General features: G+C 70.5%; 19 protein-coding genes. 10 read left to right on the forward strand and 9 right to left on the reverse strand.

The window, feature by feature from the left end; genetic code table 11:
* The first annotated feature begins 149 nt into the window (after positions 1–149).
* On the forward strand, positions 150–953 hold the full coding sequence (locus tag WMF26_RS36200) for a hypothetical protein (protein WP_437996438.1): 804 nt from the start codon (positions 150–152) through the stop codon (positions 951–953).
* Between the two features lie 141 nt (positions 954–1,094).
* Here WMF26_RS36200 and WMF26_RS36205 read toward each other — a convergent pair whose 3' ends face one another.
* Positions 1,095–1,553 (reverse strand): VOC family protein, encoded by a 459-nt coding sequence (locus tag WMF26_RS36205; protein WP_437996439.1) that lies wholly within the window; start codon positions 1,551–1,553, stop codon positions 1,095–1,097.
* 395 nt (positions 1,554–1,948) lie between these two features.
* Between WMF26_RS36205 and tssI the strand changes: the two genes are divergently transcribed.
* From tssI to WMF26_RS36230, 5 genes are all read left to right on the forward strand, one after another.
* On the forward strand, positions 1,949–4,606 hold the full coding sequence (gene tssI, locus WMF26_RS36210; RefSeq protein ID WP_437996440.1) for a type VI secretion system tip protein TssI/VgrG: 2,658 nt from the start codon (positions 1,949–1,951) through the stop codon (positions 4,604–4,606).
* Positions 4,607–4,864: 258 nt separating this feature from the next.
* Positions 4,865–6,331, forward strand: a complete 1,467-nt coding sequence (locus WMF26_RS36215; protein ID WP_437996441.1) for a hypothetical protein — start codon at positions 4,865–4,867, stop codon at positions 6,329–6,331.
* Positions 6,332–6,367: 36 nt separating this feature from the next.
* Positions 6,368–7,351, forward strand: coding sequence for a hypothetical protein (locus WMF26_RS36220; RefSeq protein ID WP_437996442.1), 984 nt, complete (start codon positions 6,368–6,370; stop codon positions 7,349–7,351).
* A gap of 40 nt (positions 7,352–7,391) precedes the next feature.
* Positions 7,392–7,808, forward strand: coding sequence for a PAAR domain-containing protein (locus WMF26_RS36225; RefSeq protein WP_437996443.1), 417 nt, complete (start codon positions 7,392–7,394; stop codon positions 7,806–7,808).
* A 10-nt stretch (positions 7,809–7,818) separates the two neighbouring features.
* Positions 7,819–9,291, forward strand: coding sequence for a hypothetical protein (locus WMF26_RS36230; protein WP_437996444.1), 1,473 nt, complete (start codon positions 7,819–7,821; stop codon positions 9,289–9,291).
* A 356-nt stretch (positions 9,292–9,647) separates the two neighbouring features.
* Here the strand turns inward: WMF26_RS36230 and WMF26_RS36235 are convergent, their stop codons facing one another.
* Positions 9,648–10,469 carry a hypothetical protein gene (locus tag WMF26_RS36235; RefSeq protein WP_437996445.1) on the reverse strand — a complete coding sequence of 274 codons (822 nt, stop codon included), beginning with the start codon at positions 10,467–10,469 and terminating at the stop codon, positions 9,648–9,650.
* A gap of 237 nt (positions 10,470–10,706) precedes the next feature.
* Positions 10,707–12,137, reverse strand: a complete 1,431-nt coding sequence (locus tag WMF26_RS36240) for a porin (protein ID WP_437996446.1) — start codon at positions 12,135–12,137, stop codon at positions 10,707–10,709.
* A gap of 500 nt (positions 12,138–12,637) precedes the next feature.
* On the opposite strand from WMF26_RS36240, the gene WMF26_RS36245 reads away from it, so the two are divergent.
* Both WMF26_RS36245 and WMF26_RS36250 read left to right on the forward strand, forming a co-directional pair.
* Positions 12,638–14,860 carry an SUMF1/EgtB/PvdO family nonheme iron enzyme gene (locus tag WMF26_RS36245; RefSeq protein WP_437996447.1) on the forward strand — a complete coding sequence of 741 codons (2,223 nt, stop codon included), beginning with the start codon at positions 12,638–12,640 and terminating at the stop codon, positions 14,858–14,860.
* Between the two features lie 2 nt (positions 14,861–14,862).
* Positions 14,863–16,353: a hypothetical protein gene (locus WMF26_RS36250; protein WP_020739085.1), complete on the forward strand. Its 1,491-nt coding sequence runs from the start codon at positions 14,863–14,865 to the stop codon at positions 16,351–16,353.
* A 218-nt stretch (positions 16,354–16,571) separates the two neighbouring features.
* Here WMF26_RS36250 and WMF26_RS36255 read toward each other — a convergent pair whose 3' ends face one another.
* Both WMF26_RS36255 and WMF26_RS36260 read right to left on the reverse strand, forming a co-directional pair.
* Entirely contained in the window at positions 16,572–17,327 is a 756-nt protein-coding gene (locus tag WMF26_RS36255; protein ID WP_437996448.1) for an SAM-dependent methyltransferase, read from the reverse strand.
* 35 nt (positions 17,328–17,362) lie between these two features.
* Entirely contained in the window at positions 17,363–18,235 is an 873-nt protein-coding gene (locus tag WMF26_RS36260; RefSeq protein WP_437996449.1) for an STAS domain-containing protein, read from the reverse strand.
* A 586-nt stretch (positions 18,236–18,821) separates the two neighbouring features.
* Between WMF26_RS36260 and WMF26_RS36265 the strand changes: the two genes are divergently transcribed.
* On the forward strand, positions 18,822–19,013 hold the full coding sequence (locus tag WMF26_RS36265; protein WP_437996450.1) for a hypothetical protein: 192 nt from the start codon (positions 18,822–18,824) through the stop codon (positions 19,011–19,013).
* A gap of 310 nt (positions 19,014–19,323) precedes the next feature.
* Here WMF26_RS36265 and WMF26_RS36270 read toward each other — a convergent pair whose 3' ends face one another.
* The 3 genes from WMF26_RS36270 to WMF26_RS36280 all read right to left on the reverse strand — a co-directional run bounded on the left by WMF26_RS36270 (position 19,324) and on the right by WMF26_RS36280 (position 20,754).
* Positions 19,324–19,566 (reverse strand): hypothetical protein, encoded by a 243-nt coding sequence (locus tag WMF26_RS36270; RefSeq protein ID WP_437996451.1) that lies wholly within the window; start codon positions 19,564–19,566, stop codon positions 19,324–19,326.
* Positions 19,563–19,841 carry a hypothetical protein gene (locus WMF26_RS36275; protein ID WP_437996452.1) on the reverse strand — a complete coding sequence of 93 codons (279 nt, stop codon included), beginning with the start codon at positions 19,839–19,841 and terminating at the stop codon, positions 19,563–19,565. Before WMF26_RS36275 ends, WMF26_RS36270 begins: the two co-directional genes overlap by 4 nt.
* 328 nt (positions 19,842–20,169) lie before the next feature.
* On the reverse strand, positions 20,170–20,754 hold the full coding sequence (locus WMF26_RS36280; protein ID WP_437950703.1) for a thioredoxin family protein: 585 nt from the start codon (positions 20,752–20,754) through the stop codon (positions 20,170–20,172).
* Positions 20,755–21,159: 405 nt separating this feature from the next.
* Between WMF26_RS36280 and WMF26_RS36285 the strand changes: the two genes are divergently transcribed.
* Entirely contained in the window at positions 21,160–22,245 is a 1,086-nt protein-coding gene (locus tag WMF26_RS36285) for an acyltransferase family protein (protein ID WP_061627298.1), read from the forward strand.
* 50 nt (positions 22,246–22,295) lie between these two features.
* Here the strand turns inward: WMF26_RS36285 and WMF26_RS36290 are convergent, their stop codons facing one another.
* Complete coding sequence (locus WMF26_RS36290; protein WP_437996453.1) at positions 22,296–23,546, reverse strand: glycosyl hydrolase family 18 protein; 1,251 nt, start codon at positions 23,544–23,546, stop codon at positions 22,296–22,298.
* Between the last annotated feature and the right edge of the window lie 627 nt (positions 23,547–24,173).

Here is a 24,173-nt window from a genome sequence, read left to right on the forward strand (position 1 = left end):
GATTCGCTCCCGGCATCGATTTTCTCTCATAAGCTCTCGCCCACGCGGCCATGAAGGGCAGGGGGATGACGACGGGCTGCGCGAACACGCCCGGGGAGACAGGAATGCGACGCCTCGCGAACACATCCATTTCATTGTTCTTTGGGCTGATGATGCTCCAGACCTTCGGAGCCGGCTGCACCGCCTTCGTGGAGGTCGGCGACGACAGCGGTCATGCGGCAGGGCCCGATGATGACGCCAACGGGACCGGCAGCGGCGGCGCCGGCGGAAACTCCAGCACCGGGGGCGGCTCGCCGGTCGGGGGCGGCGGAAACTCCAGCACCGGGGGCGGCTCGCCGGTCGGGGGCGGCGGTAACTCCAGCACCGGGGGCGGCTCGCCGGTCGGGGGCGGCGGAAACTCCAGCACCGGGGGCGGCTCGCCGGTCGGGGGCGGCGGTAACTCCAGCACCGGGGGCGGCTCGCCGGTCGGGGGCGGCGGAAACTCCGGCACCGGGGGCGGCTCCGAGTCGGCGACGGCGGGCGCGATCGCGCTCCTCGGGAGTCAGCTCCCCGAGCGGCCGGATGATCCCTATAGCAGCTCCGCCACGGGCGGCGGGCTTCCCTACGATCCGAACGATCTCTTCGTCATCCTCGGCGCCCCGGCGCGCTCCTGCGCGGCTCCAAGCGAGGCGCTCGAATGCGGCGAATGGCGCGTGAGCTTCCGTATTCCCCCTACGCTGCAGGTGCCCGGCGTCATCGATTTCAGCGATGAGAATTTTTATCTGCTATCGCTTTACGCTGTAAACGGCCCTGACAGGGGCGACGGCGACTGCTCGCGGCGCGGCGGCATCTTCACGTCCGGCACGCTGGAGATCGTGAGCATCGACGCCGCCAACGTCGTGGTCCGGCTGAGCGGCACCGAGACCGACCGTTTCGACGCCAACGGCGAGTACACCGCGGCTCGATGCCCCTGACGTTCCTGGCTCGGTGATGGAGGAGAATTTGAACCACCGAGGCGCAGAGGACACCGAGGATGAGGGAGAGAGTCTTCATTCCCCTCCCTCTGTGCCTCTGCGGTTCATCTCTCTGGCTCTTCGGACCTCCTCGACACGGAGCTACGTCGCCGAGAGGCGCTTCTGCATCTCCTCCGGAGAGATCGCCTCGATGCGGCTCGCGAGCCCCCAGCGATGGCCGTGCGGATCGCGGAGCCAGGCCATCCTGTCTCCGAACGGCGTGTCCCGCGGCGGGCGCTCGATGGTCGCGCCCGCCGCGGCGGCCTGCGCGGCGAGCGCGTCGACGTCCTCCACGTAGACGATCACGCTCGCGCTGGTGCCCCCCAGCGTCGCGGGGCTGACGGCGCCGAGATCGGGATACTCGTCCGACAGGTAGAACCGGGCTCGACCGATCGACAGCTCGACGTGGCCGATCCGCCCATCGGGCATCGTGACGCGAAACTCCTCGCGTGCGCCGAAAGCGCGCTTGTAGAAGTCGATGGCCTCCGCGGCGCCACGCGCCGTCAGGTAAGGAATGCACGTCTGACCTTCGGGGACGGGGGGGACCTGGCTCTTCGTCATCGTCGCGCTCCTTCGTGCTCGCATCGAGCTGCACCGTTCCCGGGGGACGGCGCATGCCAGCTTCCTAGAGGGTCGCGCCGCCGAGATCTTGGAAGAAATTTACCTGCGCCCCCGGCTGGCCGCTTCAGCGTTCGCGGGTTCACCACGGCAGCCCGAGGTGAAGAGCTCATGAGCAACCCCGCTGAATCCGCCGAGCGCACGGCGCTCGTCACGCTCGGTGACCGTGTCCCCGATCAGGCCGACGTGCCCCCGGCAGAGGGAGGTCGCATGGTCGCGCCCGGCCGCATGGTGGCGCAGCCCGAGCGACGTCCTCACATGCGCGACGCCACGCACGTCCGTCGCGCGGCAACCGTGCTCCTTGCAGGCGGCCTTGCGGCTCCTGTTACATTGCGCCCGTGATCCGCGATCCCTTCGAGCTCCACGCCGGGAAGTTCACGCCCGCGGACGTGCGCGTCGTCTCCTTCCGCGGGCGTGAGGCGCTCTCCGAGCTGTTCTCGTTCCATCTCGTCGTGCAGGGCACCCCCGAGCTCGAGGGCCGCGACGCCGAGCTGCTCGGCAGCCTCGCCGCCTTCGTCCTGCGCGACGGGCGCGGGGCCGAACGCCGCATCGAGGCCCTCGTCGACCAGGTGCGCGCGGACGCCGCGTTCGTCGCGCGGACTGGCCCGACCTGGCACCTGCGCCTCGTCCCCCCGCTCGCGCTGCTCCGGCGCCGGACCACGAGCCGCATCTTCCAGGACGAGACCGTGCCGCAGATCCTCCAGCACGTCCTTGCCGCGGCCTCCATCCCGGTCGAGCTCCGCCTCTCGCGGACGTATGCGGTCCGCAGCTACTGTGTGCAGTACCGCGAGAGCGATCTCGCGTTCGTGCGGCGGCTCGCGGCCGAGGAGGGGATCGCGTTCTGCTTCGCGGACGCGCCGCCAGGCACCGTGGGGACCCGCGCTCCCGTGATCTTCCTCGACGACCCCGCCCACTACCCCCCAGCGATCGGCAGCGAGGCCGGCCCCCTCGTCCTGCGTCCCGAGGAGGGCCTCATGCCGACAGGGCGCGAGATCATCTCCTTCGGTCTGCAGCGATCCATCAAGCCAAGCTCGGTACACCTCAGGGACTATGACTTCCGCCGGCCAAACCTGGTCCTGAGCGAGCGGGTCGGGCTCGAGGCGAGCGGGCCGCCACCGCTGGAGGTGTACCAGCACCACGCCGACTACGACACGCCGGATGTCACCCCCGATCGCGCGCGGGTGTTCCTGGAGCAGGCCCAGCGCCGAGCCGTCGTGGGCAGCGGGGAGAGCTGGGTGCGCGAGCTCGCGCCGGGACGTCGCTTCGATCTCAGCGCCGAGCTCTCCCCCGGGATCGAGGGAGCCTACGCCGTGACCCGTGTCGTCCACGAGGGCCATACCCCCGAGCTGTCCGCGCGATCCGCGGAGCGCACCTACAGCAACCGATTCGAGTGCATCCCCGCGACGGCGCTGCTCCGACCGCGCGCCCCCGGACGCAAGCCGAGGCAGGTCCTCGAAACGGCGGTGGTCACCGGGCCGGCAGGGCACGAGGTCCACACCGACGAGCACGCGCGCGTCAAGGTGCAGTTCCACTGGGATCTCGCGGGGCAGCATAACGAGAAGAGCTCGGCCTGGCTGCGTGTCGCGCAGAGCTGGTCGGGCGCGTCGTTCGGCGCGCAGTTCGTGCCGCGCGTGGGCATGGAGGTGCTCGTCGGCTTCCTCGGCGGGGACACCGACTGCCCGGTCGTGCTCGGGTGCCTGTACAATGCCACGCATCCGCCGCCCTTCCAGCTCCCTGCCGAGGAGCTCAGGAGCGGAGTTCGAACCCAGAGCTCACCGGCTGCGGCTGGCTCCAACGAGCTCAGCTTCGATGACACCGCCGGCGACGAGCAGATCTACGTGCATGCGCAGCGTGACCTCGACGAGCGGATCGAGCGGCGCCGGACGACGTTCATCGGCGAGGACGAACAGACCGACGTGCGCGGTGACCAGCACCATCGGGTCGCCGGTGGGCGACACGAGCGTATCGGAGGAAACCGGCGGGGCAGCGTCGGCGGCGATCACGAGGAACGGGTTCAAGGCCACCAGACCGTGCGCGTGGACCGCGACCAGACGACGGAGATTGGAGGGAACCGGCGGCTCGTCGTCGGCGGCGTATCCAAGGAGGTTTTCATGGACGACGCGGCAACGCTCTGCCAGGACACCTACACGCTCCACGTCGAGCGTCAGGCGGCGGTGACGATCGGCTCTCGCGGGGATTCGTCCCGGAGCGACTTCTACGTCTTCGGCGATCACACGACCGGAGCCGCGGGCAGCCTCGTGCTCACGGCGAGCCGCTCGCTCACCCTGCAATGTGGCGACAGCATCATCGCCCTCACGCCCGAGGGCGTGAAGATCGGCGGCAACGTGCTCGCGCTGGCCGGAGCGAGCGGGGCGAGCATCAAGGGCAAGGGCCCTGCGCTCGAGCTGGGCGAGGAGGCCGAGCTCGTCGCCAAGAAGATCCGGATCTTCTCCCCGAACGCCTCGCTCGATCTGGACGACGATGCGCACCTGCGCGGCAAGCTGGTCAAGCTCAACTGCGACTCGGCCGACCTGCTCTCCGGCGACGAGGACCAGGAGCCCCCGAGGACCCGGCCGCTGCGGCTCAAGCTGTCGGATGTCGCGATGGTGCCCTACGCGGAAAAGCGTTACCGCCTCACGGTCGACGGTCACGTCCACGAGGGAACCACGGGCCCGAACGGTGAGCTCGAGCTGGAGGTACCGGAAGCCGCGAGGAGCGCGGTGCTTGTGGTCTGGATCGAGAGTTACCCGGAGGGGCCGCGCCAGCAGTGGACCCTCAGCCTGCGCGAGAGCGCGCCCGCCGGCTCGGTGCCGGGCGCAGCGCTCAGGCTGCGCAACCTGGGCTACTACGAGGGGCCGCTCCGGGATGACATGGCCGAGCTACCCGAGGCAGCAGTGCACGCGCTCGTGGAGTTCCAGCGGGACCATGGAGTGGAAGAGACCGGCAAGCTCGATACAGCGACCGTCGCGAAGCTGAGAGAGGCATATGGCCACTGACGTCGTGATGCGGGCGCGAAGGATGCAAACCAGGTCTTCTCGAGGTGTGTCATGAATTGGACCGATGGCGGAGGGGGCGCCGGCGGAGCGAGCGGGGGGAGCGATCCCCGGTTCGATGGTGCCGAGGGCGGACCGCAGGCGTACGATTATCACACGTCCGATCCCCACGAGCCTGAGGCGCTGCCGCCCGAGCAGCCGCCGGCCCCTCCACCGCCGCCTCCTCCCCCGAGCACCTTGCCAAAAGATCCGCCGCCACCCGTGGCTGCTGACGTAAGCCCAGGGCCTGACAACCACATCTCCCAGGCGGCCGGCACGCCCTTCACGGCTGCGTTGCCGAAGTGGGTCCTCGAGATTACCCAGACGCAGGACGCCGCCGATCTGGAGCTCACCTACCCGAAGGGCGGGCCAACCACCAAGCGAACCGTTCGGCTTTATTGGTTCCAATTTCTTGGCGTAGGTTTCCATTCTGGCAATGTGATGGGTGTCAACCGGGAGCTCCTCAAGAAGCTGCTTCGCGCACAGGAGGAGCTCTATCGACAGTACCGCGAAGCGATGGGCGCTCCGGCTGACGACGCCGACGATCAGAAGAAGTTCAAGGAATGGTGTTCGGCGAAGGAGCTCGTCGGAGGACAGGGGAAGCGCGGCGGGGGCAACCACCGAGACGGGAGTGCGATCGACGTCGAGTATACGACCTCACCATGGGTACCGATCTACGATAGCAGTGGCCCAACCGGCGAGATCCACAACAACAGGAACGTCGAGTGGAGCAGGATCAACGTCTGGGAGCCTTGCTTGGAGGTGTACCAGCGCGCCACGCTCTTCTGCTTCGGCCACAGCATTCAGCCGCGCAAGTCGAGCGATGCATCACGCTCCTACGATACGTTCAAGAAGGTCCATGATGGGCTGGTAAGTTACCTTGCCTACCGTTACCCCAACGGCGCACAGGAGGACCTGACCGAGACATCCCTCAGCGACTTCATCAACCGTGTCAAATCTGAGAAGGATACGACGCTCAGCGGTTGCAAAATTTTACTCCGCGATGGGATCGGAAAGCTCGCTGAACGGAGCCCATACGACGAGCAAGGGGGCGTCGATGAGCGGCTCCTGGGCGAGGCGTACGCCCAGATCGAGGCCGATCGCAAGGTGATGCGGTACGGCATGGTGAAGAACGCCTTGAAGATCAGCGCCGACCGCATCGATGAGAGCGCGACCAATTTCCGAGAGCCCTGTCGAGGGTTCCTGATGCTCAAGAAGGAAGTCGTGCTGGCGCTGATCAAGGTGGGCCTGCGCTGGGGAGGACAGGACTTTGGCGACATGATGCACTTCGATATGGGATTCGAGGTGCTCAACGAGTTCTATGACGTCGCCGTCGCACACAAGGCGTCGCAGCTCTTGAACATGTTGGGCACGAAGGACGATGTCGGCCTCCAAAAGCTGAGGGATGCTGCTACGGCGATCAAGAGTGCAGCAGAGGCGGCGGGACCAGCGGCCAACCAGGCAAGCCTCGCCGGCAACACGACGAAGGAGGACGCATGCCGTACGGCGGTACGCTCGGCAGACGCAGCGCTCAGCAAGGTGAGCGCTGCCGGTGATGCCGTGAAGAGAGCTGCCTCCAGCGAGAAGATGCCAGAAAACAAGAGGCAAAAGGCGCTGGATGCCGCAGACGCGGCGCTGGCGGCAGCCAAGCAGGCCGAAACCGAGGCACGACAGGCGACCGCGATGTAGGTCGACGCCGTGTCCCAGCCGTTCCGATCGGGTACCATGATGCGCGAGATGAGTCGTCTTTTTCTCTTTGGTCTATCTGTCGCGATCGGCGTGACCACCTCTGCCTGCCGCCCAGCGGCGCGACAAGCCAAGCCTGAAGCCGGCGTCGCGCACGCCGCTCCTCGTCCGTCCGCAGCGCCGAGGGAGCAGGTCGGCCTATGTCCACCGATTCAGCGCGCCCGGGTGGCCACGTTCAATGAAGAACAACGCGCCCACGACAAGCGCTGGCTCTTGCCCGAGATGGTGGAGAGTCCGCCCAGAGAGCCCGTGCAGGAGGACTCCGAGGTACCGCTGGACGAAGCCAGCGCGCGGGCGCGAGGTGCCACCTCTAGCAACGATCCGGTGTGGATACTGGGCGACGGGGTTCCGCCGTGCCGGATGACGCCGGGGCAGTATCTGCTCCAGCGCGAGAGCTGGGGACCCCAGATCGCGAGGGTCGTGCGGGTGCTCGAGGGGGTGTGCCCTGAGCAGGGTCGGTCGGCACGGTCGGTCGTGTTTCAGCAGACCGAATCGCCGGAGAGGTGCCTCTTGCACAAGAAAGAGACATTGACCCAACGTGCTCCCCCCGAAGGTCTCATCCCCCAGAAGCGTTGCGAACCCCCGGAGTGCCGCTACATGGAAGCGGTGAGCGGCGGCGAGCTGCCCGGTGGTGGCGGAAGCGTGGTGCTCGAAATTACAGCGACTTGGCTTCACCCCACGGAAGAGCATGAATGTTCCTGGACGCACGACGATTTCTACGGCATCTTCGTCCAGGCGAGGAAAGACCTACCGTTCACCAAGATTCCCAAGGTGGACGGCCTCTTCGGTGTCCTGGTCGACGATCGAGGGCTCCGGGCCGTGATCGGCGACGCGCTATGGATCATGACCTTCGTGCCTATCGCGCCGTCCGGGCAGCCGGAGAAGCCGCTCGAGGTGACGGCTCACGTGGCCCACCATGATGAGAAGACCTGGAACTCGCTCGCGCCCTACTGCGGACCGTGAGCCGGTGATCGCCGCGAGATAAAGAGAAGGAGAAGCGAGGATGCCAGCGCATGGGCCGAAGGCGGGCAAGCCCGCGGCAAAGCAAGGGGACAAGGTCGTCGGCATCGACACGCACGTGGTGATGCTCCCCTCGCCGGGCGGGCCGGTGCCGACGCCGGCGCCGCTGCCCTTCAGCGGGACGCTGAACGGCGATCTGAGCCGCGACGTGCTGATCGAAGGCAAACCGGCCGCTATCCATGGCAGCACCGCGGCGAACGCGCCCGCGCACGTACCTCCCGGGGGCACGTTCCAGCGGCCGCCGTCGAACCAGGCCCGGGTTCAGGCGAGCAGCAAGACGGTGCTCATCAACGACAAGCCCGCCGCGCACCTCGGGGATCCGGCGATGACCTGCAACGACCCGGCCGACGCGCCGAACGGGAGCGTGATCGCCTCCGGAACCGTCTTGGTCGGCGATTAGAGGCAGGGAGATGGCGGCAGCCACGAAGCCCGCAGCAGGGGCGCAGGGGGCGAGCGAAGGGATCTCGCTGGCGCGGTACGCGGCCGTCAAGGCGGCGGTGACCGAGGGGTTCCCGCTCGCGGACGTGCTCGAGGTCGAGGGGCTTTCGCCGCGTACGTTCGCGCGGGCCGATCTTGCCTGGAAGCAGCGGCTGGTCGCCGAGCCGGAGCTGCTCGCGGCGTACGAGCTGGAGCTGGCACGGGCGGAGGACTGGCTGGATCGGCAGGTCGAGCCGCTCGCGAGCGACCCGGCCGCCTGGGCGAGCTTCCTTGCCGCCTTCGGGGCGCACCCGGCCCCGTTCGAGCTGCTGCAGGAGAAAGACCTGGGCATGAACGACGTCGCGCGGCTCCGCCGCCGGTGGGCGCGGCGCGCTGGAGAGGACGCGAAGGTCGGCGAGCTGCTCAAGGATCTGCACGCGAAGCCCGGGAAGCTGGGGCCGCTCCGGGCTGGCCCCCGGGTGCTGCGTCCGTCGAGGATGGCCGAGGCGCGGGGATCGGCGGCCTCGTCCGCGCCTGCCGTGCCGTCCTCCGAGGCGATGGCCGGCCCTGCGGCGCCCCTCATGGCCCCGGCGGCGCTGCACGGCACGGGGCCCCTGATGGGTGTCCCTCGAGGCGCAGCGGTCCCCTTCGTGCTCGTGCACGCCGAGCTCGCGACCCGAAAGACCGAGCCGAAGCCTCCTCGCGCTGCGGAGTCGCTCACCGGCACCGCCCCCTTGTCCGACGTTCCGCGAGGGCCGGAGCTGCCGTTCCCGCGATCCGACGCGGCGAAGGTGGTGAAGCGCCCGCCTCCTGCGATCGCGGAGACCGCGCCGCTCTCGGACGTTCCCCGTGGCCCCGCGCTCCCGTTCACGGCCGGTGCCTCGGGGGCTCCCGCGCCGTCTCCACCGACAGCCCGGCCGCAGCAGCCGCGAGCCCCCCGGGAGGGCGCAGAGACGTCACCGGTGCAGGCTCCCCCTCGCGGCCCGGCGATCCCCTTCGCGGCAGCGGATCCCACGAGGCCTGGCGGAGCTCTGGCAGCGTCGAAGGCCGCTCCGCCGGCCGCAGCAGAGCTCCAGGAGACGTCGCTACACCTCGCGATCCCCCGTGAGCTGCTGACGCAAACCGCGTCCACGCCGGCCACTGGGACCGGAGCAGCCGCAGCATCGCCGCTTTCCAGGCCCTCGAGCACGGCGGGCGACGGAGGTACAGCGCCCCTCCCCGACGCGCTGGACACGATCCTGCCGCTCGCCGCGTATGCCGCGCTCTGCGCGGAGCTGGCCCTGTCGCCCGCCACGGCCGAGGAGATCTTCCGGCGCTACGGCCTGGGCTCCGGCGAGATGCGGTCGGCGGTCGATGCGGCCTGGAAGGAGCGGCTCCGCGGGAACCCGGCGGAGCACTCGAGGTGGCAGGACATCTACCAGCGCTACTACGCGCACTTCGCCAGGCGAGGCGCGCCCCCGCGGTGAACCGTCACCACGACGCGTCCTGGTCCCCTCGCGACCGCGCTCGCCCGCGACCACGACGCGTTCTGGTCCCCTCGCGACCGCGCTCGCCCGCGACCACGACGCGTCCTGGTCCCCGCGCGACCGCGCTCGCCTACAACCACAACGCGTCCTGGCCCCCTCGCGACCGCGCTCGCCCGCGACCACAACGCGTTCTGGTCCCGTCGCGACCGCGCTCGCCCGCGACCACAACGCGTTCTGGTCCGTCGCGACCGCGCTCGCCCGCGACCACAACGCGTTCTGGTCCGTGGAGACGCATCCTATGAAGAACGCTTGTCTTTTCACAGAAACGTAAGTCGCTTCACAGCGTCAAGCGCGACTCACGCCGGATCGGCCAGGGCCTCCTCTTCCGCTTCCGGCGGCGCGGCGGGCGCGGAGGGCGCCTCGGTGTCGTCGCCGGCCTCGCTGCTCGATCCAGCGGGCCGCGACTCCCACGCCGCCAGCGGCGCGAGCAGCGCCGCGCTGACCTCCTCGCTGCCGGGAACGTCGGGATCCGCGTGCGCGGCGACCCGGGCCGCGTAGTCGCGCAGCGCTGCGAGCGTCGCCAGGAACGCGGCGCGCACGTCGCCCGTCGGCGCGCTCTCGGGCTTCGGCGCGGTGATGTGCAGGGCCCGGCCGTAGGCCTCGTGCGCCTCCTCCAGGTGAGCGAGGAACGCCTCGCCGCCCAGCTTCTTGAACGTCCTTTCGTGCCGCGCGCTCCGGATCGCGTCGAGGCGCGCCTTCGACTCCTTCCATTCGAGCTTGTACGGGAGCCGGGTGAACGAGAGGCCGTCCGGGTAAAGGAGCTTGAAGAGCTCCTTCGCCTCATCGAGGCTCGGGTTCCGCTCCGGCGGGAGCTTGCACCACCCTCCGAGCCAGTCGAACGTCCCGCTCCACGCGTTGTCGAGGAGGCGATCGGCCTTCGGCTTGGTCTTCGTCTCCACCGGATCGCCCCCTTGCGGCCGGGTGAGCGCCTCGAGCGTGGCGACGGCGGCGGCGAGGCGGCCCTTGGATCGCCCGATCGCCTCGGGGAGCTTTTTCGGCCTGAGCTGCCGCTCCTTGGCGTCAGCCACCGTGATGAGCTCCGTGGCAAGCACGACCGACTCGGCGGCATTGAGACGGGGGAGAGCGACGAGATCCTGGGAGGTGAATGAACGAGCCATGGTGAACTCCTTCCCTGAAACGGCGCAATCGATCGCGCCGGGGAGGAGCGCCATGGCAAGAACGAAGCCACGCGCGGCACCTCGGAGACCCGCGCTCTCCACCGCCCCGCGCATGCTTCTGGCCAGGCTCGGTAAGCCAGGCCTGGCCGGCCAAGGCAGGCCAGAGGCCGGCCAGGCCACGTGCACCGGGGATCATGGCTCGAGCGTGAACACTGCCCTCCGGCGCGCCCCGTCCCCTCAGAACGTGGCGTCGAGCTGGAGGCGGCCGACGTGGCGGCCCTCGGAGGCGTCCTTGCCGAAGATGTAGAAATAGTCGCCCTGGAGCTTCAAGGCGTAGCCGTTCACATAGTAGTTGAGCCCGCCGCCCACCTGCTTTCCCTGCGTGTCGACGAGCTCGACGAGCTTCGGATCGGTGCCGCGCTCGGCGAAGATCTGGTCCCAGCGCGCGGCGATCTCGAGCCGCTCGGTCAGCAGGAAGCCCGACTGGACGAAGTAGCCGTAGCCCGACCGGGTCCACTCGCGCGCGGGCGCGCCGTCGACCTCGCCCTCGATCGCGTCCCGCGCGGCGTGGCGCGCGACCGCCTCGGCCGAGAGCGAGAAGCCGGCGTACTTGAACACGAGATCGGCCGCGCCATGCAGGTAGTCCGCCGCGCCGAGCGAGAGCGTCGCGCCATAGGTGCTGTTCTGGCGGTTCGTCTGGTGGTTGTAGCCGCCCGCCACGCCGATCGCGAGCCGGGGCCGCGCCTCGCGGGAGAGGTCGCCCTCCTGATCGTCGTCGAACGCGCCGAACGGGCGGAACGAGAGCCGCGCGACCGCGAGCGGCCCGTGCTTCTGGCCCCCGAAGCGGTTGCGCCCCTCGCCGCCGCCCACGAAGAGGTTGTACGATATCCTGCCTCCGAGGCCGAAGAGATCGGGCGACGAGAGCATCAGGCCGACGTCGCGATCGAGGGTCAGCTCGCGGACCGCGATCTGGCGATCCACCAGCTGGAGCGTGAACTCGCGCGTGGTCCGCGCCCGGTCGAACGGGACGAAGAACTGGCCGACGCGCACGTTGAGATCGCGGATCCCCGTGTACTCGACGAACGCGTCGAAGATCGGAGAGGCGCTGTCCTTCTCGAAGTCGTTGCCGCCGAAGGCGAGCTGCACGTTGTACTTGAGGTCGGGCGAGAGGACATGGCCGCTCGTCACGAGGCGCAGCGTCTTGACGTTGATCTCGTTGGTGTCGTCCTCCGCCGTGTGCGTGATGGTCTCGCGGATCTGCACGCGGGCCCGGATCGTGGACGAGAAGGTGTCGTCCGCCGTCCTGACGGTGAAGCCCTTTCCGGGAGCGGCCGTGACCTTGACGTCGCCGCCCTTGTCCTTCGCCGGCTTCGGCGCGGCGGCGGCCTCCTTCTCGGCCGCCGCCCGGCGCTCCGCGTCGAGGCGCTCCAGCAACGCGCGCTGCTGCCGCTCGAGCTCCGCGACCCGGCGACTCAGCGGCTCGACGCCCTCCGCCGCCCCGATCTCCTGCGGCGCCGGCGGCGCCGAGGGCGGCGGCGCAGGCGCCGGGGCCGGCGGGGGCGCCGCGGGCGCCTGCGCAGACGCCTGGAGGGGGAGCGCGGCGGCGAAGAGCGAGAGCGCCGCCGCCGCGCGGACCGTGTGCGACTTCTTTCGATGGATCGATTTCAAGCGTCCTGTCCTCGGATCAGACCCTGTGCTGCGCGCCCGGCGGCACGCGCCGCCGGCGCGAAGGCGCACCACGCCCTCGCCGGCGGCGGCCCCTCGCGCCCCGCGGCCTGCGCTTCGCGCCACACGCGCAGACGCCAGACCGCCGCCGCGAGCGCCCAGCTGAGATCAGCCACGCCAGCGGAGAGCCACCGTGCCGACGTCCAATATAACGGACAACGGCATCTGTCAACACATCCTGAATCTTCGACAATAGCGCTCAAAGCCGACGGCTGTGCGCCAGGACACGGGAGCGGCGACATCCGTCATACCGGACACCTGGGGCGCCGGGGGCGGCCGGCGGCGCCCGCCGGGGCGCGGCGGCGGAGGGCGGGCGCCGGGGGCGGCGCGGACGCCCGGAGGCGCGAAAGAGTTCCAACCTGCCGCCGCCGGGCCACTAAGATGACCCCGACGCACGCACGAGGCGCTCCGATCGGCGCCCCGCCGCGGTGCGCAGGGATCTCATGAGCCAGAACTCGGACCGCCGCGATCCGCTCAACATCGCCGGAAGCCTGATCGCCGACAAGTACAGGGTCGATCACGCCGTCGGCGAGGGCGGCTTCAGCGTCGTCTACAGGGCCGAGCACGTCATCTGGAAGCAGCCCGTCGCCCTCAAGTGCTTCACCCTCCTCGCGGACGCGCCGACCGAGCAGCGCGAGCAGCTGCTCCAGGCGTTCATCCAGGAGGGCAAGCTCATGGCCGAGCTCTCCAGCCGCTCGGCCGCGATCGTCCAGGCGCGCGACATCGGCACCTTCAACGCGCCGGACGGGCAGTGGCTGCCCTACATGGTCCTCGAGTGGCTCGACGGCAAGCCGCTCGACCAGGTCCTCTACGAGGAGACGACCCGGGGCGCGCCGCCGCGCGATCTGCTCGCGACCATCGCGCTGCTCGAGTCGGCGGCGGTCGCGCTCGAGCTCGCGCACTCGCGCGGCATCGCGCACCGCGACATCAAGCCGGCGAACCTGTTCGTCATCGGCCCGCCGCGCGACGCCGCGACCTTCGTGAAGGTGCTCGATTTCGGCATCGCCAAGGTGATGGCCGAGCACGCGGCGGCGGCGACGGCGCTCGCCCACACCGGCAAGGACATCACCGCGTTCACCCCGAGCTACGGCGCCCCCGAGCAGTTCAGCCGCACCCACGGCGCGACCGGGCCCTGGACCGACGTCTTCGCGATGGCGCTCATCATGATCGAGGCGATGCTGGGCGGAGCGCCGGCGCTGCAGGGCGACGACTACCTCCAGCTCGCCGTCGCGAGCCGCGATCCGTCGCGCCGGCCGACCCCGCGCACCCTGGGGCTCACCGTCAGCGACGAGGTCGAGGCGGTCTTCGAGAAGGCGCTCGCCGTCGCGCCGGCGGATCGGTTCCCCACCATGGGCCGCTTCTGGGCGGCGCTGCGCCGGGCCGTCTTCCCGGACGATCCGGCCTGGGCCGTCGCCACGGGCAACGGCGCGCCCGCGCCCACCTCCGGGGCACAGGCGGCCCGCGGCTCCGCCCCGCGCATGTCCTCCGCCCCGCGGCTGTCCTATCCGCAGGTCGCGCCGACGCTGGCGGCGCCTTCGACGGCGCCGGGGCCCGCCGCCTCGGCCAAGCCGACGTCGGTCGCCGCCGACACGAGCAGCACGGGCGGCACCGCGAACGACGCGGCGACGCAGCGGTCGGCGGCGGCGCCGAGGTCGAAGGGCGCGCTGACGCTCGGCGGCGCCGCGCTCGCGCTCGCGGCCGGCGGCGCGCTCGTCTGGGGCCTGCTCCGCTCCGAGCCGCCCGCGCCGGAGGCGACGCCGGTCGCTCCGGTGGCCACCGCGTCCGCCACGGCGGTCGCGACGGCGAGCGCCACGGCCGCCGCGGCCGCGGTCCCCGCGCGGCGGACCGAGTGCCCCTCCGGCATGGTGCTCGTGCCCGGCGGCAAGTTCTTCATGGGCTCCGACGAGCCGGGCTTCAAGCTGTGGCAGCCGGCGCACAAGGTGACGCTCGACACCTTCTGCATCGACATCCACGAGGTGACCGCGGGCGACTACAAGGCGTGCTCGGACAAGGGGGAGTGCAAGCGGCCCCCGACCACGCCCGACTACCCGAAGGCGGACGGGGTGTCCGACGCCGAGCACCAGAAGGCGCTCACGGTCCTCGCCGAGCACTGCACCTTCGGCAAGCCGGGGCTCGAGAAGCACCCGATCAACTGCGTGCCGTGGAGCCTCGCGGACGCGTACTGCGAGGTCCACGGCAAGCGCCTGCCGACCGAGGCCGAGTGGGAGTACGCGGCGCGCGGCTCCGACGGGCGCAAGTTCCCCTGGGGCGACGAGCCCGGCGACAAGACCTTCATGAACGCGTGCGGCACCGAGTGCACCGCGTGGGAGAAGGCGCGCGGGCTCGCGCCGAGCACGCGCATGTACGACGCCGACGACGGCTTCTACGGCACGGCGCCGGTCGGCTCGTTCCCGAAGGGCAAGACGAGGTTCGGCGCCCACGACGTCGTCGGCAACGTCTGGGAGTGGACCGCGGACTGGTTCGAGACCTACAAGGACGAGGAGCAGGTGAACCCGAAGGGGGCGCCGGCCGGCGATCGCAAGGCGATCCGGGGCGGCGGCTACAACGGCGGCGTCCTGCTCTGGCTGAACCCGGCGTTCCGCTTCCACCAGCTCGCGACGGCGAGCGCGCCGGGCATCGGCTTCCGCTGCGTCACGAACCTGTAGCCGTGCCGGTCCCCGCCTCGCAGCTCGCCAACCCCTCGATCGCCGGCCCGCTCGGCACGCTCGCGTTCTCGCAGGTCCGCCCGCTGAGCTCGTCGCTCGCGCTGCGCGCGATCCGCTGGCACCAGAGCCTCGAGCGGCTCGGGGTGGTGCTGCCGTTCGCGATGGTGCACGACGCGGGCCTGCTCTTCTCGACGCCGCGCGAGCAGCTCGAGATCGGCCCGCGCTGCGACGCGAGGGAGCTCGCGGGCCGGCTGCGCGACGCGGAGCGCATCCTGGACGGGTACCGGTCGATGCTCCGGGAGCTCGCCGAGAGCGAGGCCGCGCGCTGCGCGGCGCAGCTCCGGATGAGCGACGATCTGGTCACGGTGGTGCTCTCGCGGCTCTTCGGCGCGGTCGCGGCGCGCACCCACGCGGCGCCGGCCTACCGCGCGATGCTCCCGGCGGACGCGGCGCTGTTCGAGGGGATCGAGCCGCAGCTGCGCGGCCTGTTCCTGTCGGCGCGGCGCGAGTTCGAGCAGCGGGCGCTGGAGGCGCTCGACATGTCGCGGCTGTACGTGCTCACGATGTCGGACGCGCTCGACGTCGAGACGCTGCGCCTGTTCGGCATGCTGGGCTCGGAGGCGTCGGCCGGGGCGCTCGCCCAGGTCGACCTGCTCGCGGCGCTCTCGTCGCCCGAGGCGAACGACATCGTGAACTTCTCGCTGGAGATCCTGCCGAGCGTGCTCGAGACGAAGACGCGCCCGGCGGCGGGCACGTCGGCGGCGCACGGCTACTCGGGGCTCGGCACGCGCGGATCGATCGACAGCATGGTGCTGACGGAGCTCGCCTGGGACGACGTGGAGCTCGCGCGCCGGATCGCCGACAACGAGGTGCTGTATTTCGCGCGCGAGCAGAGCCGGGACGAGCAGCGGCGCATCCACTACCTCCTCATCGACGCGTCGGCCTCGATGCGCGGCGACCGCCAGACGTTCGCCCGCGGGATGGCGATCGCCACGGGCAAGCGGCTGCTGCTCGAGGGCGAGGACGTGGCGTTCCGCTTCTTCGACGCGCGCCTCTACGAGCTCTACCGCGCGAAGAACGGCCAGCTCCCCACGGCGCACCTGCTGTCGTTCAAGGGGGAGCGCGGCAGGAACCCGGCGCGCGTGTTCGCCGAGCTCGCGACGGACCTCGACCTGACGCGGCACCACGATCCGCGCACGCCGGTGGTGCACCTGTTCACGCACGCGGCGCTCTACATCCCGCGGGAGATGGTGCAGGCGGTGCAGAGCCACGCGCACATCTCGGCGGTGTTCATGCTGCCGTCGGGGGGGCAGCTCGATCTCGACTACCTGGACCTCTTGGACGCGCACTGGGTGGTCGACCACGCGACGGTGGCGAGCGGGGCGGCGAGGGCGAGCGCGGCCAAGGCCATCCTCGTCGAGAAAGACCGGCCCGAGGAGGGAGGTGGCGGTGCACGGCGCCTGGGGGCCCCGCCGAACTCGCACGCGCCCTGAACCTTACCCTGCGGGTAAGGCCCAGGGCGCGTGCTCAGACATCGGCCCATCCCCCAGGCGCCGTGCACCGCCACCTCCCTCCTCGGGCCTACGGGGGTAAAAGGGGGGCGGGCTCGATGGCTGCAGGGGGAGACGCGTGAAGGGGGCGATTGTTGCGGGGGGGTGCGCGGCCGAGGGCTCGGGGGGATCGACGGGGCGGTGGGGGCGCGGAGGGACCTTCAGTGGTGCGCGATCAAGCCCAGCATGTCGAACGGGCTCGACTCGTACTCTTCCCGGGTCAGGAAGTTGTCGAGGTCGAGCCACGCCACGAGGGGCCGGCATTCACGCACCTTCCATGGCTTCATGAGCGCCGCCAGCTCCTCGGACGTGCGCGGGTAGACCTTGACCCCGGCGAGGGCCGCGGCGCCGTTCAGCTGGTGCGCAGCGGAGGTAGCGCGCGCCTCGATGAAGCTGAGGGCCAGCACGCTGCCAGGGGCGCAAAACGCGTGCATCCTCCGCAGGAGGTCGCTCAAGCGCTCATCGTCCATCATGTACGCGATGCCGATGCACCCCACCGCGACGCGACGCTCTGCGCCGAAGAACTGCGCCGCCGCGGCCAGGAGCGACGACGGCTCTCGAACATCGGCCTGGACGTAGCGCATGTTCGGCTTGTCGGCGAGGAGCTGCTCGCCGTAGATCACGCTCACGGGATCGATGTCCGAGAACAGGATGCGCGCGTCGGGCAGGTAGTCGTTGAGGTGGCCCTGCGTCGGCAGCCCCGAGGCGAGATCGAGCACGTTCGTGATGCCCGCCTCGGACCATCGCTGTCCCACGAGCTGGATGAACCAGCGGTTGAGCTTCGCCCATTTCGGATAGGTCGGTACGAGGTTCATGATCGCCGCGGCCGCGCGGCGATCGACGTCGTAGTTGTGGTGCCCGCCGAGAACGTAGTCATAAACCCGGCCGACGTGCGGCTTGGTGATGTCGATCTCCATGGTGCCCTCCTAGCGCGAGCGCGCGGCGCGCCCCTTCAGCGGCCGCGGTACGAGCGAGCAGCCCCGCGCTGCGGGAGCGGGCTGCCGCACACGTCGAGCCCTTCCCGCCGCAGCGCATGCATGATGCCGCTTTGAAGGTTGGCCAGGACGACGATGCCCGCGAGGGGGATGCCCTGGTCGGTCAGCGCGCGGGCGGCCTCCGGGCGGATGCCGACCAGCACCGGGTGGGTGCCGAGGAGGTCGAGCGCGCGCGCGGTGCGCACGAGCGCGGCGACGGCCTCTGCGTCCATCGACGGCACGCCGGTCACGTCGAGGATCGCGGTGCGCGCTTGCCGCTCCACCACCTCGCGCAGCAGCGACTCGGTGATCCTGGCCGCCCGCTCGGCGTCGAGCTTGCCGATGAGCGGCAGCACGAGGATGTGGTCGTGGACGGGCATGATCGGCGTCGAGAGCTCGAGGATCACGCGCCGGAGCTCGCGCTCGCGGTTCTGGATGGCGCGCTCGAGCGCGAGCTGCATCTCGTCGCGCTGGACGCCGATCGCGCTGTTCTCGTGCTCCGCCACCGCGTCCACGAGCAAGGTCAGATAGTCGTTCACGCGCGCCACCTGCTCCAGCGCTTCGGGCGCGTTATCGGGCAGGCGCGCCAGCACGTCGCGCAGGAGAGCGCGGCTCAGCCCGAGGAGGGCGCGCAGCCCGAGCCCCTGCTGCCCGAGCTTGCGCCCGAGCGACAGGACGGGCGCCGCGTCGCCGGTGGCGAGGAACTGGAACAGCTCGTCCAGGATCTGCTGCGCGACCTGCGACAACCGGAACGGCGGGAGGCCGCTGCGGTTGTGCACGGCGTTGTCCTTGAGCGCCTTCGCGGCGCTCTTCGCCAGCACCTGGCGCTCCGGGTCGATCCAGATCTGCATAGGAGGTCGACTCCCTTGGCCCTGGCCTTCGCCAGGCCGTGTCGTAGGGGTGCTCATGGAGTAGGAGGACAAGCCACCTTCGGATCGCGCAAGTTGATCCGCACGCCAGAGGGGGGTGGAGCTCGGCGCGATGCCAAGATCTGCTTGCCAAGCAGATGGATGTCGTGGCTTCGCAAGGTGCTCCCCCCCGAGATGCGGCCCCAGGCGCGCGCAGTGTCTCTACATTACTGTGTCCTGGCCCCCTGTGGTCCATGACAAACGCGGCCCGCGGCAGCGCAATCGCCGTACCAGGCAGGACACGCACCTCCCGCGTACGAGGATGGATCCGGCGGGAGCGATGGCCGGCGACTCGTTCTTATGGATCCCTCGACGCCTACCCCCTGGCCTGCCGCGGCTCGGCTTCAGGACGTCAATGTCGTCCGATGGCGCACCCGGTACTATGTTGCCGACGTGAAGCGTCCGCGCCGGCCGGATCCGGCGCATCGTCCGGAGCCGGCGATCCGCTCACTGACCGCGATACTGAACTCCGGAGCAGGTAGACCGTGATCTACAAAGCCAGCGATGGCCCTGGCTTGAGGAGGTCTCCGTGACGAATCCCAAACGACTCCCTAAACCCAACGTCTCCGGATGCGGGCCGGGCAACCACGCGCATGGTTCAGGCAGCGGCCACCAAGGCTCCTTCGAGTTCAAGCTCACCGGCCCCGCCGTCTGGCTGCTCGCCGGAGGCGTCGCAGCGCTGCTCTATCAGGTCGCCGCGCGCCTGGGCGGCGGAGGGTAGCCCCGGGGGCCTACCGCCTCACCGCGCGCAAACGACCGTCGGTGGACGGCTGCTCGCCGCCACGACGGCCGACCTCCCCTCCAGGGGTCGAAGCCGCTACGGGACAAGGGTCGAGTCACCGTTCGGCTCGGCAATTGCCCACGCCATCACCACCTGTGGGGGAGGGATCTTCGCGCGATCGTCTGGGTGAGTAACCGGACCCGCTGGTTCGACGCGCGACAGTTCTTAGCGGGACATCCAGAGATCGGCTTCATGCGGAGAGCATACCGCCGACAGCTCGCCGCCCCCGGCGCGCTCGGCGAACAGGCACTTACAGCCTGTACACCCACCAGACCCGAAGCACGTGATCTCGGACGTCACGCGTCATCCGCACGCGGTACGACCCGACGCGGAGGCGCAGCGTCACGGCGTCGTCCTCTGGTAGCCGGTAAAAGTCACCCTCGCCCGCCTTCGCGAAGCGCTCGACGGTCTCGTCGATCCTGGCGGCGTCGATCCAGGGGAGACGGCGCAGCGCGACGAGGCCGGGCGGGGTCCAGTCGACGATCCACGTCATCGAGGACGGGAGGCCGTGCGCCCGCGGGCCTTCATGAGCTCGTCGAACTCGGCACCGGCGCCTTCGGCCTCCGCCATCTTTCGGATCTCGGCGACGACCTCTTCGTGCGGGATCCAGGGGCCATCAGCAGCAGCTGCGACCGCCTCGCGCTCCTCGTCCGAGATCTGCTCGTCGTAGACCACCGGCGCCAACCGGAACGCGCGGAGGACCGGATCCTCCTCGTCGCCGAGGTCGGGGGCCATGGCGGGGGCGGCGCTGTCTCGTCGCGGGCTCATGTCCGGGAGGATACTACGGGCCCGTCGCCAGATCGACGGCGCCGGGCATGGGAAATGCGCACGGCAGTCCGGAATGCTCCGCCTCAGCCGAGATGCTCCCGCTCCCAGCGCTCCTGCTCCGCCATGGAGGGTCACCGGCGCGGACGCCCTCGACGCAGAGCTTCGCGGCCTCGCGGTCGTCCAGATCCATGCCGAGCCGGAGCAGCACGGCGCGATCGCGCGGCGGGACCGAGCGGAGGATCTCGGCAGCAAAGCGAGGGCGGGGCACGTGCGCGGGCCTGCCACGCCGAGCGGACCTCCACCCGGATCCAATCGGTGGTAATTTTTGCTAAATTCGCCCGTAATACTCCGGCTCATTGCCGGGCTTCCACTTGATGTTGCACCCGATGCTCGGGCGCTGATCCGAGGGGACGGGCGCCGACGCGAGCACCGCGTCGATGGCGGCGCGGAGGTCGCGGCCGGTCACCGGGACGTCGTTGCCAGGGCGGCTGTCGTCGAGCTGACCGCGGTAGACCAGCCGGCGATCCGGGCCGAAGAGGTAGAAATCCGGCGTGCAGGCCGCCCGATAGGCCTTGGCCACCCGCTGCGCCTCGTCGAGGAGGTACGGGAACGTATAACCGAACTCGCGCGCCTCCCTCGCCATCGCCTCGGCGTTGTCCGCCGGATAGGCGACGATGTCGTTCGGGTTGATGGCCACGATGGCCACGTCCTCGGGGCGATAGTCGCGCCGCAGCCGGGCGAGCTCGTGACGCACGTGCTTGACGAACGGACAATGATTGCAGATGAACATCACGAGGAGCGCCCGCTCCCTGGTGAAGTCCGACAACGCCACCTGCTTTCCGTTGAAATCCGGCAGCCGGAAGTCGGGCGCCGGAGTGCCGAGCTCAAGCATCGTGGACGGGGTGCGTGCCATGGCAGAAATCTCCTCTCGCTGTGACGGCGCGCACCATACCACGCGGCGAGACGGCCGCGCTCGCCCCGCGCACGCGCGGCGGCCCGCCCGCGCGCGGCGCGGCGGCCCGCCCGCCCGCGCCGCCGCCCCGCCCGAGATCGCCGGCCGTCGCTCCGCTCGGCCACGCCGCCATCGCTCCGCTCGCCCGGCCCGCGCCGGCTCCCCCGCCGGGCCGCGCGACCAGGACCGTCCGGCAGCCGGCGCCCGACGGGCCGAGGCAGGCGCGCCGGCGCCGCGAACCCCCGAACAGCCGGGCACGCCGGACAGGCACGTACAGAGCAACGACCTCGTCATGCCGCTGACGGACAACGCACGATGGAGAGACGCCGTCATGGCTCATCATGCCACGCGCACTACATTCATCGCATGCGGCTCCAATCGCTGGACATCTTCCGCGGAATGACCATCGTCGCGATGCTCCTCGTCAATTTCCAGGACAGCTTCCCGGCCATCTATCCGCCCCTGGCCCACTCGTATTGGGACGGCTGCACACTCGCAGACACGATATTTCCCTGCTTCCTCTTCATCGTCGGCGTGACCCTGCACATCTCCATGTCCGGGCGCCGCGCGCGCGGCGCGACCGACCGTGAGCTCGCCCTCCAGATCGTCCGGCGCGGCGCGATCTTCATCCTGCTCGGGCTGTTCCTGTCGGCGTTCCCGTTCTTTCCCGAAGAGCGCCTGACGGCGCTGCGCATCCCGGGCGTCCTCCAGCGCATCGGCGCCGCGTACGTGCTCGCGGCGCTCCTCTGCCTCAAGACCACCGCCCGGCAGCAGGCGGGCATCATCGCCGCGGCCCTGATCGGCTACTGGCTCGTCCTCCGGCTCTATCCGCTCGACGATCCGCACCAGACGCTGGCGGCCCGGGTGGACCGGTATTTCCTCGAGGGGCACATCGCGCGCAAAGGCTGGGACGCGATGGGCATCCTCCCCACCCTCCCCGCGGCGATGACGGTGATGCTGGGGAGCCTCGGCGGCCGCTGGCTCACCGCGCCCGTAGGGCTCCAGGCGCGCGTCGCCGGGCTCCTCGCCGCCGGCGCCGCGGGGATCGCGCTGGGCGCCGCCTGGGCGCCGTGGTTCGCGTGGAACCGCAGCCTGTACTCGAGCTCGTTCGCGCTGTTCACCGCCGGCGTGGCCGCGGTCGTCCTCGCCGCCTGCGTGTGGATCGTGGACCTGAAGGGATGGCGGCGCTGGGGCGCTCCGTTCCTGATCTTCGGCGCCAACCCCATCGCGGCTTACGTGGGCTCGACCATGATGGGACACCTGCTCTATCACGTGAGCAGGACCGGAGACGACGGCGCGAGGACGAGCGCGCTGGAGCTCGTTTACACGCGCCTCTTCGCGTCGTGGCTCTCGCCGCTGAACGCCTCCCTCGCCTTCGCGCTCGCGGCCGTCGCCCTCTGGCTCGTGCTCCTCTACCCCCTCCACCGCCGGGGCATCTTCCTCAAGGTCTGAGGCGCCCCGGCGCCTCAAGGTCTGGGGCGCCCCGGCGCGCCGCGGCGCGATCACCTGGGGAAGTGGCGCTCGATCATCGAGAAGAACGCCGCCTCGCCCGGCTCGCCGCCGATGCTCCAGTACGTCACCCCGCCGAGCCCGCCGCGCCTGGCGGCGGCGACCTTCTCCTCGAGCGACGCGAGGTCCTCGAAGAACAGGCGCTCTCCGCTCGCGAGGACCTGGTTCGGCGCCCTCCCGGCCGCGAACCGCGCGGCCCCGTCCTCCGGGCACCGGCGCATGTGGTCGGTGCTCGTGTCGTAGCCGTCGCCGCCCGCGAGCTCCAGGCACTTGCCGAGCGGCTCGCACCCCACCACGGCGCCCCCGCCCTCCGGCGCCTCCGGCCCGAGCAGGCCGTAGTTCGGCAGGCCGAGGATGAACTTCTCCCGGCGCGCGCCGCCGTCGAGGCCCCCGATGTACGCGACGGTCCGCTCCACCCACCCGAGCGGCGCGACCGGGCCCGCGTGGGCGCCGCCGCCAAAGTGGTAGTCGTAGCTCATCACGTGCACGTGATCCGCCGAGGCGCTCAGCGCCTCGTAGTCGAACACGCCCGTCGCGGAGGCGACCGCCGGGACCGCGAGCGAGAGCGCCTTTCCGGCCGCGTGGAGCGCGCGCGAGAGCTCGTCGATGAACGCCGAGAACGCGGCCCGCTCGGCCTCCACGGTCTCGCCCGGCCCGAGCACGGACGCGAGGTGCTCGTAGTCGATGTCGAGCCCGTCGTAGCCGTTGTCCACCGCGAGGGCCACGAGGCCCGCCACGTGCTGCGCCCGGAGCGCGGGCTCGTGGATCATCGCGTGCACCGCGACGACGTCCGGCCGGTCGACCGCGGCGACGAGCGGGACGAGCCGGGTCCGCCCGCCGCCGGGCGTCGTGCGGTCGAGGACGCGCGGGTCGTGAAAGCCCGCGAACGGCGCCGACCGGCCGCGCGGGTGGTTCTCGAACGCGATCGGCGAGGCGACGCGCCACCACTTCGGGTGGACGGCGTCGAACGCCTCGGCGCGGGCCGCGAAGGTGTCGTAGCCGAGCTCCGTCGACGCGGGATCGCCGAGGAACTCGTGCAGCCAGCCGCAGAAGCGGTGATCGCCCGGCGCCCCGTCGCGCGGCGCCGCGGCGCCCGGCGCGTCGGGCGACCCCGGCGCTCCCTCGCGCGGCGCCGCGGCGCTCCCCACCTCGACGACGAGCGGCGTGCGCTCCACCCCGCCGCCGCACGAGGCGGCGGCAGCGGCGGAGCAGGCGAGCGGCAGGATCCGGAGTAGCTGCTTCATGGCGGCCGCCCCTCTAGCAGCCCGCCGCCCGAGCTACAGCCGCGATCGCGCGGTTCCGCGGGGCGCCTCACGATGTGCCCGCGATGCGCCGTTTGGTCCTCCACCGCTGCCGTGGCCCCCTGACGGCAGGAGGCAGGGATGGGACGGAGAACGAGGAGGACGTTCACGCCCGAGCCCGCTGCTCGATGCGCTGGTATCCCGGGAGATCCGAGAGATCGAGCCGAGGGAACGTGGTGTGCCGCAAGCTTGAGCTTTTGGAACACCGCCGCTGGGAACCGCTCCATTATCAGCTCTGTGCCTTCGCCATGCCCGTCTTCGGCCTGCTCATCTGGCGTATGGACGTCGCTCGATGGCGAGGCTCAACACCGACAACGCCGGGCTGCCGACGGCGCACGGGCTCGGCGGTCGCCAAGGACGGGAAGAATGACCGAAAGCCATCAGCCAGGTCAGGCGGGCGAACGGAAGTCCTCGGGAAGCTCCCAGACCATGATCAGCTCCACGGGCGCTTCCCCTAGGACGCGGAAGTGGTAAGTCCCTTCCGGAAGAGTGGCGAATTGTCCCTCACGGATCTCGATCGCCTCCTGAGAGCCGAATCTGAAGGAGCAAGTCCCATGAAGGACGTAGCAG

This window comes from Sorangium sp. So ce185 (assembly GCF_051526825.1).
Taxonomy (GTDB): Bacteria; Myxococcota_A; Polyangia; order Polyangiales; family Polyangiaceae; genus Sorangium; species Sorangium cellulosum_D.

Excerpts from the sequence above, each read along its gene's own strand:
- WMF26_RS36200 (WP_437996438.1), top strand. The coding sequence starts at position 150 with ATGATGCTCCAGACCTTCGGAGCCGGCTGCACCGCCTTCGTGGAGGTC.
- WMF26_RS36205 (WP_437996439.1), bottom strand. The coding sequence starts at position 1,553 with ATGACGAAGAGCCAGGTCCCCCCCGTCCCCGAAGGTCAGACGTGCATT.
- WMF26_RS36220 (WP_437996442.1), top strand. The coding sequence starts at position 6,368 with ATGATGCGCGAGATGAGTCGTCTTTTTCTCTTTGGTCTATCTGTCGCG.
- WMF26_RS36225 (WP_437996443.1), top strand. The coding sequence starts at position 7,392 with ATGCCAGCGCATGGGCCGAAGGCGGGCAAGCCCGCGGCAAAGCAAGGG.
- WMF26_RS36230 (WP_437996444.1), top strand. The coding sequence starts at position 7,819 with ATGGCGGCAGCCACGAAGCCCGCAGCAGGGGCGCAGGGGGCGAGCGAA.
- WMF26_RS36235 (WP_437996445.1), bottom strand. The coding sequence starts at position 10,469 with ATGGCTCGTTCATTCACCTCCCAGGATCTCGTCGCTCTCCCCCGTCTC.
- WMF26_RS36245 (WP_437996447.1), top strand. The coding sequence starts at position 12,638 with ATGAGCCAGAACTCGGACCGCCGCGATCCGCTCAACATCGCCGGAAGC.
- WMF26_RS36255 (WP_437996448.1), bottom strand. The coding sequence starts at position 17,327 with ATGGAGATCGACATCACCAAGCCGCACGTCGGCCGGGTTTATGACTAC.
- WMF26_RS36260 (WP_437996449.1), bottom strand. The coding sequence starts at position 18,235 with ATGCAGATCTGGATCGACCCGGAGCGCCAGGTGCTGGCGAAGAGCGCC.
- WMF26_RS36270 (WP_437996451.1), bottom strand. The coding sequence starts at position 19,566 with ATGACGTGGATCGTCGACTGGACCCCGCCCGGCCTCGTCGCGCTGCGC.
- WMF26_RS36275 (WP_437996452.1), bottom strand. The coding sequence starts at position 19,841 with ATGAGCCCGCGACGAGACAGCGCCGCCCCCGCCATGGCCCCCGACCTC.
- WMF26_RS36280 (WP_437950703.1), bottom strand. The coding sequence starts at position 20,754 with ATGGCACGCACCCCGTCCACGATGCTTGAGCTCGGCACTCCGGCGCCC.
- WMF26_RS36285 (WP_061627298.1), top strand. The coding sequence starts at position 21,160 with ATGCGGCTCCAATCGCTGGACATCTTCCGCGGAATGACCATCGTCGCG.
- WMF26_RS36290 (WP_437996453.1), bottom strand. The coding sequence starts at position 23,546 with ATGAAGCAGCTACTCCGGATCCTGCCGCTCGCCTGCTCCGCCGCTGCC.